Here is a 9660-nt window from a genome sequence, read left to right on the forward strand (position 1 = left end):
ACCAACCGTGGAAGATCATGTCCATCGGATATCGACAATGGGCCCATGAATGGTGATCAGCGCGAAATGGTATAAGGTATCCGGATTGGTCACGATGCGGTTCGCGGCCACATAGGCGTAGAGCCCCAGCAGCAGCGCGGACGTTGCCAGGACGCAGGCGACCACGATGAAGCCTTGCTTGTCCTTGCGCCGTTTCTTGTCGCGAAAGCCGGACCTAGCCATGCGCCGTCCCGCCCGTCACGCGGCGGTCTCGGATTGGGTCCCGACGCCGGGCCGTGGTTCATTGCGCAGGCCGCTTTCCTCCCGCAGCCGCTCGTCCGCCTCGGCCTCGATCTCCCGGATGAAGGCATCCGCGTCCTCGATCGCGCGCTCGTTGACGGCCCTGAAGCCGGCCATCGTGCCCTCGTACTCCTCCTCCAGCGCCTCCATCGAGGCGGTGAAATCCGGCAGCGCCTCGCGATCCGCCGTCACCCCCATGTCCGGCAGTTCATGGGAAACGCCGGTCTCCGGGAAATCACCGAAATAGGCGGGTGCGCGGCTCGTGCGGATCTCCGCGTTCTTCGCGCGGTAGGATTCCAGCAATTGCCGCAAGACGACCTCCGCGTCGTCGGCATAGCGGTGATAGTCGTCGATCGTGCTCTGGGCGTGACGCAGATTATCGGGCATCTCGGAGACATAGCCGCGCGCCTCGTGCATGATGCGGCTGACTTCCGTGCGCCCCTCGTCGATCGTCCGGTTGATATCGTCGCGGAAGTGGCTCTTGCTCTCCTCGTAACGCTCGCGCGCCTCGCGATAGAGACGGTCCATCGCGCCATATCCCGGATAACGGTCGTCCGCGCGATAGGTCTTATAAAGCGCCGCCAGCGAGAACATGATCCCCATCAAGAGCAGGATCACCGCATCGAAATTGTCGAAACCGAAGGGCGTGCCGGTCAGACGCGAGAAAACGAGCTTGAGCGCCGTCAGAGGGTCTTCCTCCAGCAGCGCCCGGTAATGGGCGGTCGCCAGATTGAAGCCGAACATCACCGTGAGATAGAGCGACAGCACCGACGAGCCGAGCGCGCGGCGGGCGCGCGAGACGTGATGGATCTGACGCAAGCCGAATTCGCCAGCGAAGATCGCGAGCCCGATATTGACGCCGGAAATCAGGAAGGCCTGGAAGATGCCGCCGAGCAGTCCGAGGTCGGAGGCGAGCGAGAAGAAATAGCTGTTGAGGATCGATTCCCCCAGCACCATCGCCGCCAGGACCGACCAATGCAGCAGCTTCGAATCCGGATAATGCGCCTCGTGGTGGATGTCGTGGACGCTTTGGAAATATTTTAGATTGCGCAGATGGGACCGCTCGCGCGTGCGTGCGTCGACCAGCATGTCCCGGTGGTCGGCCTTCACCCGGTCCACGTTGATGTTGATGGTGTGCTGCGCCTCCTTCAGCTTTTGCCGCGTCGGCGCGAGGGATATCTGACCGCGCCGCCTCTGTAGCGCGTCCAGCACGTCGATGCTGTTGTTCCGCCCCTGGTTCAGCCGTTCCCTCACGGTCTTGACGATCGATTGCTGCGTATCGTCGGGACGCGTGTCGTCGGCCTTCGGCAGATCCTGACGACCGGCCTGCAGGGCCTTCTCGGTAACGCGCAGACGCGCCGACAGGTCGCCCGCGGACATATCCGGCAAGACCGGCCCTATGCGATAGACCTCGGTCAGAATCACCTCGGTCGTCTTGATGGAGGCCGAGGCCTCGGCGTCCTGATTGCTTGTCATGCCCCTCACTCTCGATCCGTCGCATTGCACGCGGCTCGGCATGCAGCATAAGGTTAACACTAAATATGGCAAGTATTGTATTTACACACGTTTTGATAGCTATACGATTTACCCTGAATTCCCAGTAGGTTAAGCGGAAGCCTATGAGAGCCGATGCGATTCGACACGGCCCGGCCGGCGGCGGTATAACGGGGGCACCGTCACCGCGGTATGGTTAGGGAGCGCGTTCATGGCCGAGTTCGAGAAGAAGACGCTGTCCGACTGGGAAGCCCTGGTCGAGAAGGAAACGAAGGGTCGCGCGGCGTCCGACCTCACCTGGATCACGGCCGAGGGGATCGGGATCAAGGCGCTCTACACCGCCGAGGATCTGGAGGGCCTGCCGCAGATCGGCACGCTTCCCGGTTTCGCGCCCTTCACGCGCGGGCCGAAGGCGACGATGTATGTCGGGCGTCCCTGGACGCTGCGCCAATATGCCGGCTTCTCGACGGCGGAGGAATCCAACGCCTTCTACAAGCGCAACCTGAAGGCCGGACAGAAGGGCCTATCGGTCGCCTTCGATCTGGCGACGCACCGGGGCTATGACAGCGACCATCCCCGTGTCGTCGGCGATGTCGGCAAGGCCGGCGTCGCGATCGATTCCGTCGAGGACATGAAGATCCTGTTCGACGGCATCCCGCTGGAGGAGATGAGCGTCTCCATGACCATGAACGGCGCGGTGCTACCGATCATGGCGAACTTCATCGTCGCCGGCGAGGAACAGGGTTGCCCGATCGGCAAGCTGTCCGGGACCATCCAGAACGACATCCTGAAGGAGTTCATGGTCCGCAACACCTATATCTACCCGCCCGAGCCCTCGATGCGGATCGTCGCCGACATCATCGAGTACACGGCGGAGAACATGCCGCGCTTCAACTCGATCTCGATCTCCGGCTATCACATGCAGGAAGCCGGCGCGACGCTGACCCAGGAACTCGCCTTCACGCTGGCCGACGGGCTGGAATATGTCCGGGCCGCCGTCTCGAAGGGGTTGGATGTCGATAAGTTCGCGCCGCGTCTCAGCTTCTTCTTCTGTATCGGCATGAACTTCTTCATGGAGGCGGCGAAGCTGCGCGCCGCACGCTTCCTTTGGGCCGACCTGATCGAGAAGGAATTCGCGCCGAAGGACCCGCGCTCCCTCATGCTGCGCACGCATTGCCAGACTTCCGGCTGGTCGCTGACGGAGCAGGATCCCTACAACAACGTGATCCGCACGACGGTGGAGGCGATGGCCGCCGCGCTGGGCGGCACGCAGTCGCTGCATACCAACGCCTTCGACGAGGCGATCGGCCTGCCGACCGATTTCTCTGCCCGCATCGCGCGCAACACCCAGCTCATCCTTCAGGAAGAGACGGGCCTGACTCAGACCGTCGATCCGCTGGCCGGGTCCTATTATGTCGAGAGCCTGACCGGCGCCCTCATCGAGGAAGCGCGCAAGCTGATCGACGAGGTCGAATCCATGGGCGGCATGACCAAGGCGGTCGACGAGGGCTGGCCCAAGATGAAGATCGAGGAGGCCGCCGCCCGCCGCCAGGCCCGCATCGACCGGGGCGAGGAGACCATCGTCGGCGTCAACAAGTACAAGTCCGAGGATAAGGACGAGATCGATATCCTCGACGTCGACAACGACAAGGTCCGGGAGAGCCAGATCGCGCGCCTGAAGACGATTCGGGAGAGGCGGGACGAGGCCGCCTGCACGAAGGCGTTGGACGCGCTCTCCGACGGGGCACGGTCGGGCGAGGGCAATCTGCTCGCGCTCGCCGTCGAGGCGGCGCGGGCCCGCGCGACGGTCGGCGAGATTTCCGACGCGCTGGAGCGTGAATTCACCCGCCATCGGGCCACCATTCGCTCGATCAGCGGCGTCTATGGGTCCGCCTATGAGGGGGACGAGGGTTTCATGAAAATCCGCGACGAGATCGACCGCTTCGTCGAGGCCGAGGGCCGACGCCCCCGCATGCTGGTCGTCAAGATGGGCCAGGACGGCCATGACCGGGGCGCCAAGGTGATCGCCACCGCCTTCGCCGATATCGGCTTCGACGTCGATGTCGGCCCGCTGTTCCAGAGCCCGGAGGAGGCAGCCGCCCAGGCGATCGAGGCCGACGTCCATGTCGTCGGCGTCTCCAGCCAGGCGGCCGGCCACAAGACGCTCGTCCCGCAATTGATCGAGGCGCTCCGCAAGGAAGGCGCCGACGATATCCTCGTCGTCTGTGGTGGCGTCATTCCGCCCCAGGATTACGATTTCCTGCTGAAGGCCGGCGCCTCGGCGATCTACGGGCCGGGCACGAATATCCCGCACGCGGCCAGCGAGATCCTGCAACTCATCTCCAAGGCCCAGGCGCAGGCGGCGGAATAGGGCCACCTGGCCGTCATGCACACGGAAAAAGGCCCGCGACAGGATCGTCGCGGGCCCTTTCGAAAGGCTCGATATCGGTCGGGAGCTTACGCCGCGGCGGCCTTGTCCTGCTTGCGCGCGATACGGCGCTTCAGACGGCGGGCCTCTTCCGGCAACTTCCGGTTCGGCGTGCCCATCAGATAGGCGTCGAGACCGCCCTTCTTGTCGATGGTGCGCAGCGCGCCGCTGGTGAGACGCAGGCGGATCTGCTCGCCCAGCGCTTCGCTCAACAGCCGGGTCGTCTGCAGATTCGGCAGAAAGCGGCGGCGGGTCTTGTTCACCGCGTGGGAGACGTTATTGCCCGTGGCAACCCCGACACCCGTGATCTGGCAACGTCGCGACATGACATCCTCTCGGCACTGCTTCACGAGAACGCTAGACCCGCCCCGATCCAATGGGACCGAAATCCGGCCGTCGCGCCCCCGAACCGCGCCCGCTTCGGCGCGTGGTGATCCTGGATTCCGGCGCACCCGCCGGAAAGCGCGTGTATTTAGTCGATCGCCCCGGGGAGCGTCAAGCCCGCAACATGCGACGGAAAGCATTGTTGCCAAATCGCCACAACCCCTTCCCCAAGACGCCGGGGCAGGGTAAAAGGAGTCCCATTCGCTGCGTCCTTGCGGCACATTCCTGGTTATGTAGACCGTAAGCAAGACAGTCGGTGTTCCATCGGATCGTCGTGCGCGGCATTGTTCGGCGTTAGGGAGTTGGGGGAGAAATGGTGCACGGTTCCTTTTGCTGCGTCACGGGTCCGATGAAACGGATCATGGGCAACCGGCTGGCGGGACACGGCCCGGTTTTCGGTGTGGCGCTTCTTCTGCTCGCCTTGTCCATGACGTTCACCCCCTCCCCGGCCCAGGCCCAAAGCCAGGACGACCCCGGGTTCCTGCGCGTCGGCGCCGGGTACTACGACATTAATGACGATCAGGATGCGGGTGAGTTCCACGTCGAATATATCAGCGGCCAGAAGCTCTGGATCTTCAATCCCTTCATCGGAATCATGGGCACCACCGACGCGGCCGTATACGGCTATGGCGGTATTCGCCTCGACATCTTCCTCGGCCGCCGTTTCGTCTTCACCCCGGCCTTCGCCGCCGGCCTCTATAGCGACGGCGACGGCAAGGATCTCGGCCATACGGTGGAGTTCCGTTCGGCGCTCGAACTCGCCTACCGGTTCGACGACCGCTCGCGCCTCGGCATCTCGCTCTATCACCTCTCGAACGCCAGCCTGGACGAAAACAATCCGGGGACCGAGGTGGTGACGGTCCATTACTCCTACCCGCTGACCCGGATTTTCGAGTAAGGACGCGAGGAGGGGCCAGCCCGGCCCCTCCGCCAATCCTTCCCAGCCCCTCCGAATCCGCCTAGCGTCGCTCCTTGCCTCGACCCGCGATCGGCGCGGGCGAAACGGGAAAGCGCGCGCGATGAATCTCATCTTCCTCGCCATCGTCCTGATCGCCTTCGCGGTCGCCGCCATCCGACAGGTGCAATGGCAGGCCCCCGCCGGCGATGCGGAGGCCAGTTCCCCCATGCAGGATCTGGCGCTCGGCATGATCGACACGGCGGAGTCCTCGGTCACGCTCGCCCTCGGCCTCATCGGGGTGATGGCGCTGTTCCTCGGACTGATGAAGGTGGCGGAGGCGGGCGGGTTGCTGCGCATCTTCGCGAAGCTGCTGCGCCCGGTCATGGTGCGCCTCTTCCCCGACGTCCCGGCGGACCATCCGGCGATGGGCGCCATCATCATGAATATGTCGGCGAACGCGCTGGGCCTCGGTAACGCGGCGACCCCCTTCGGCATCCGCGCGATGCAGGAACTCGACACCCTCAACCCGCATAAGGGAACCGCGACCAACGCCATGGCGCTGTTCCTGGCGATCAACACGTCATCCGTCACGCTGTTGCCGACGGGGGTGATCGCGTTGCGCGCGGCCGCCGGGTCGAGCGACCCGGCCGGCATCGTGCCGACGACGCTGGTCGCCACCATTTGCTCCACCACGATCGCGATCCTGAGCTGCAAGCTGCTCCAGGGGCGCTTCCCGGCCCGCGCGGCGGAGCCGGGCGAGTCACCGAGCGCGGATAGTTCTCAGGCGACGGCCGCCCCGTCGTCGGATAAAACCGAAGACAAGCTGGACCCCCCCTTGCCCGAGACGACGGACGAGGCCTATCCGGGGTGGATTTCCGCGCTCGTGCTGCTCGGCGTGCTCGCGATCGTCCCGTTGACCGTGCTTTACGGCAAGACGATCGCGCCCTGGATCGTACCGGGCCTGATGGTTCTGCTGCTCGGCTTCGGCGCGGCCAAGGGGGTGCGTGTCTATGAACGCTTCGTCGAGGGCGCGCGCGACGGTTTCCAGGTGGCGGTCCGGATCATCCCCTATCTGGTGGCGATCCTGGTCGCCGTCGGCATGTTCCGGCAGTCCGGTGCGATGGAACTGCTGATCGGCCCGCTGGGGGCGGTGACGGGCCTGATTGGCCTGCCGGCGGAGGCCCTGCCGATGGCGCTGATGCGTCCGCTTTCGGGCTCCGGTGCCTATGGTATCCTCGCCTCCATCATCCAGGATCCGGCCATCGGACCGGATAGCTACGCCGGCTATCTGGTCAGCACTATCCAGGGATCGACCGAGACGACCTTCTACGTACTCGCGGTCTATTTCGGCGCGGTTCAGGTTCGCCGGGTGCGCCATGCGCTGCCCTGTGCCCTGATGGCCGATTTGGCGGGGGTCGCGGGGGCGGTCGCGATCTGTCTGTTGCTCTACGGTCACCTCACCTGAGCCGGGATCGCCCCTCTTCCGCCGTTGCAAGCCGCGCCGCCGCGCCCTACCTCTAGCCCGGCATTATCGACAATGGCGAGGGAGATTGAATTCATGGGCATGCAATATCTGCACACCATGGTGCGCGTGCGGGATATCGAGGAATCACTCGACTTCTATTGCAACAAGCTCGGCCTCGTGGAGGTCAGCCGGAACGATTATCCGCAAGGCCGGTTCACGCTGGTCTTCCTGACCGCGCCCGAGGATGTCGAAGCCTTCGAGCAGGAAAAGGCGCCCGCCGTCGAATTGACCTACAATTGGGACCCGGAGGAGTATGACGAGGGGCGGAATTTCGGCCATCTGGCCTATCGGGTGGACGATATCTACGAGACCTGCCAGCGCCTCATGGACAAGGGCGTCACCATCAACCGGCCGCCGCGCGACGGCCGCATGGCCTTCGTCCGCTCTCCCGACAACATCTCGATCGAGCTGCTGCAACGCGGCGACGCCCTGCCGAAGCGGGAACCCTGGGCCTCGATGGAGAATAGCGGACACTGGTGAGGCCCTCGCTCTCTCTTCCCGGTGCCTAGTAGGACCCTCTGGCCCACGCGCCTTGTTTGCGATAAAAGGCGCGTGGCTGGACGGTCTCGCTGCTTAGGCACGAGTCCGACGGGCATGTCCTCGTAGCTCAGCAGGATAGAGCATCAGATTCCTAATCTGAGGGTCGCAGGTTCGAATCCTGCCGGGGACACCAATGTTTCAATATTTTGAGATATCTGCGGGGATGAGAACCCACATCGCGAGCGTCATTGCCGTTCCGCGAACAGTTCGTATATTATTGGAATGGTAGCGACGGTGCACATCAACCCAGCATTGCTGCAGTGGGCTCGTGAGTCCGCTGGCTTGTCACGCGAGGAACTCGCCGACGTCGCCGGGATCAAGGGCGCGCGGGGGCGCTCGGCGGAAGAGCGTATTGCCAGTTGGGAAGCAGGGGAAAACGCGCCAACACGGCCTCAACTGCTCAAGCTGGCGAAGGGACTAATGCGTCCTGTCACGACCTTCTACCTGCCGGCCCCTCCTATCGAGTCAGACGAACTCCCCGACTTTCGAACCGTCGCAAATCGGCCGGTAGACGCGAACAACTCGGTTCTAAAAACGTTTGTCCGAAGGATGCGTGCGCGCCAGGACGAAATCTTGGCGCTACTCGAGGACGACGATGAGCTTGTAGAACTGCCCTTCATCGGTAGCCTTCCGATGAACACCCCAATTGAGCAACTGATCGCGAGCGTGAGGCAAACACTCGATATTCCGCTCGCACGCCAAATGCAGTGCGGCGACAAGGACGAGTTGTTCCGCCTAATCCGGAACCAAGTTGAGAAAGCGGGGATATTTGTCCAGATCCAGGGCAATCTTGGAAGTCATCACACCAATATCGATCCAGACGAGTTCCGCGGCCTAGCGCTGGCGAGCAAGTATGCGCCGTTCATCGTGATCAATGGCAATGATGCGAAGGCGGCGCACACCTTCACGCTGCTGCACGAGATCGCTCACCTTTGGCTTGGCGAATCTGGTCTGAGTAACCGATCCGTCTTCTCCGGAGACGTGTTTGAAGACGGAGACATCGAAGCCTACTGCAACAGGTTCGCTGGAGATTTCCTCCTGCCCCGAGAACAATTGCTAGCCGTCTGGGCGTCTCAGGATCATGGCAATGTCTATCAAGCGGTCCAGGTTGTCGCGCGCGAGCTAAATGTTAGTAGGGCCGCAACGGCTCACCGTCTCTGGAAACTCAACGCCATTGAAGAACCGCAATGGTGGGATCTCTATCGACGGTACCAAGACGAATGGAAAGTCCGCCGCGAGCGCCAAAAAGAGCAAGACGGTGGGCCGAACTACTACGTTACGACAAAGAGCCAACTTGGAACCGCGCTCATTAGCACCGTGCTTGGAGCGGTGTCCGATGGCTCTCTGTCCTACACCAGGGCTTCAAGGATACTAGGCGTCAATCCGCATAGCTTCGACGGGCTTCAAGCGAGGCTTATGAACTGATGCACTTGCTTGATGCCAATACTCTTATCGCCGCGAATAAGGACTACTATCCGTTTGATCGTGTGCCAGAATACTGGGAATGGATTCCCTATCAAGGCGAGATAGGGAACATCAAAATTCCCGTGGAGATTTGGGATGAGTTCACACCGAACCTCAAAGCTCTCCAAGACTGGAAAAAGGACAATCGCAATGCACTGGTCCTGGATCATGACGGCTACGATGCAGACGTTCCAACGATCTTGGCGCAATATGGTCACAACCTCACGGAACGCGAACTCGATCGGATTGGCAAAGACCCCTTCCTGATAGCGGCCGCTTTGCGCACCGATGCTACTGTCGTTTCTCGGGAAAGCTCTAAACGTTCCCTTACACGTGCGAAGAGGCGAGTTCCAGACATATGCGCTGATCTTGGGATCAACTGCATTAACGATCATCAGCTCATCGCCGCTTTGGACTGGAGCACATCTTGGCGAAGGCCTTAGGCTTACAGAACTAGATTATCTCGCGTCAGCAAGCGTGACCGCAATCCTGCAACTGTCCCAATTTCGAAATTACTTTGACAGTGCACAATTCTGATTCTCCGTTTATCCCTCGAAGTAGTGGTTGGCGGTAATACCAACTCTCGCTGATTGAGACTCACGAGGGATTCCCATGGGGCCGCAAATCTGATTCACCATGACAAACGAT

Annotated in this window: 9 protein-coding genes and 1 tRNA gene; 7 read left to right on the forward strand and 3 right to left on the reverse strand. The window is 62.1% G+C overall.

Translation table 11 applies throughout. The features are described 5' to 3' along the window. Positions 1-15: 15 nt before the first annotated feature. Both KAJ83_RS19045 and KAJ83_RS19050 read right to left on the reverse strand, forming a co-directional pair. On the reverse strand, positions 16-222 hold the full coding sequence (locus tag KAJ83_RS19045) for a hypothetical protein (RefSeq protein ID WP_210683724.1): 207 nt from the start codon (positions 220-222) through the stop codon (positions 16-18). A gap of 15 nt (positions 223-237) precedes the next feature. Next, on the reverse strand, positions 238-1755 hold the full coding sequence (locus KAJ83_RS19050; RefSeq protein WP_210683725.1) for a hypothetical protein: 1518 nt from the start codon (positions 1753-1755) through the stop codon (positions 238-240). A gap of 229 nt (positions 1756-1984) precedes the next feature. On the opposite strand from KAJ83_RS19050, the gene scpA reads away from it, so the two are divergent. After that, positions 1985-4144 carry a methylmalonyl-CoA mutase gene (gene scpA / locus KAJ83_RS19055; RefSeq protein ID WP_210683726.1) on the forward strand — a complete coding sequence of 720 codons (2160 nt, stop codon included), beginning with the start codon at positions 1985-1987 and terminating at the stop codon, positions 4142-4144. 86 nt (positions 4145-4230) lie between these two features. Here scpA and rpmB read toward each other — a convergent pair whose 3' ends face one another. After that, positions 4231-4527, reverse strand: a complete 297-nt coding sequence (gene rpmB, locus KAJ83_RS19060) for a 50S ribosomal protein L28 (RefSeq protein WP_210683727.1) — start codon at positions 4525-4527, stop codon at positions 4231-4233. 371 nt (positions 4528-4898) lie between these two features. Here rpmB and KAJ83_RS19065 point away from each other — a divergent pair, with 371 nt between their 5' ends. The 6 genes from KAJ83_RS19065 (at position 4899) to KAJ83_RS19090 (ending at position 9455) form a co-directional block, all read left to right on the forward strand. Further along, the gene (locus KAJ83_RS19065; protein ID WP_246484917.1) at positions 4899-5483 is read left to right on the forward strand and encodes an acyloxyacyl hydrolase; all 585 of its coding nucleotides are present in this window, start codon (positions 4899-4901) and stop codon (positions 5481-5483) included. Between the two features lie 121 nt (positions 5484-5604). Further along, positions 5605-6948, forward strand: a complete 1344-nt coding sequence (locus KAJ83_RS19070; protein WP_210683728.1) for a nucleoside recognition domain-containing protein — start codon at positions 5605-5607, stop codon at positions 6946-6948. A 93-nt stretch (positions 6949-7041) separates the two neighbouring features. After that, on the forward strand, positions 7042-7488 hold the full coding sequence (gene gloA, locus KAJ83_RS19075) for a lactoylglutathione lyase (protein WP_425515482.1): 447 nt from the start codon (positions 7042-7044) through the stop codon (positions 7486-7488). A 116-nt stretch (positions 7489-7604) separates the two neighbouring features. Further along, positions 7605-7681, forward strand: a tRNA-Arg gene (locus KAJ83_RS19080). An 89-nt stretch (positions 7682-7770) separates the two neighbouring features. Beyond that, entirely contained in the window at positions 7771-8973 is a 1203-nt protein-coding gene (locus KAJ83_RS19085; RefSeq protein ID WP_210683729.1) for an XRE family transcriptional regulator, read from the forward strand. Then, complete coding sequence (locus KAJ83_RS19090; RefSeq protein ID WP_210683730.1) at positions 8973-9455, forward strand: DUF4411 family protein; 483 nt, start codon at positions 8973-8975, stop codon at positions 9453-9455. The genes KAJ83_RS19085 and KAJ83_RS19090 overlap by 1 nt, the downstream gene beginning before the upstream one ends. Positions 9456-9660 lie beyond the last annotated feature (205 nt).

Origin of the sequence: Marivibrio halodurans, assembly GCF_017963645.1 — a bacterium.
Lineage (GTDB): Bacteria > Pseudomonadota > Alphaproteobacteria > UBA8366 > Aestuariispiraceae > Marivibrio > Marivibrio halodurans.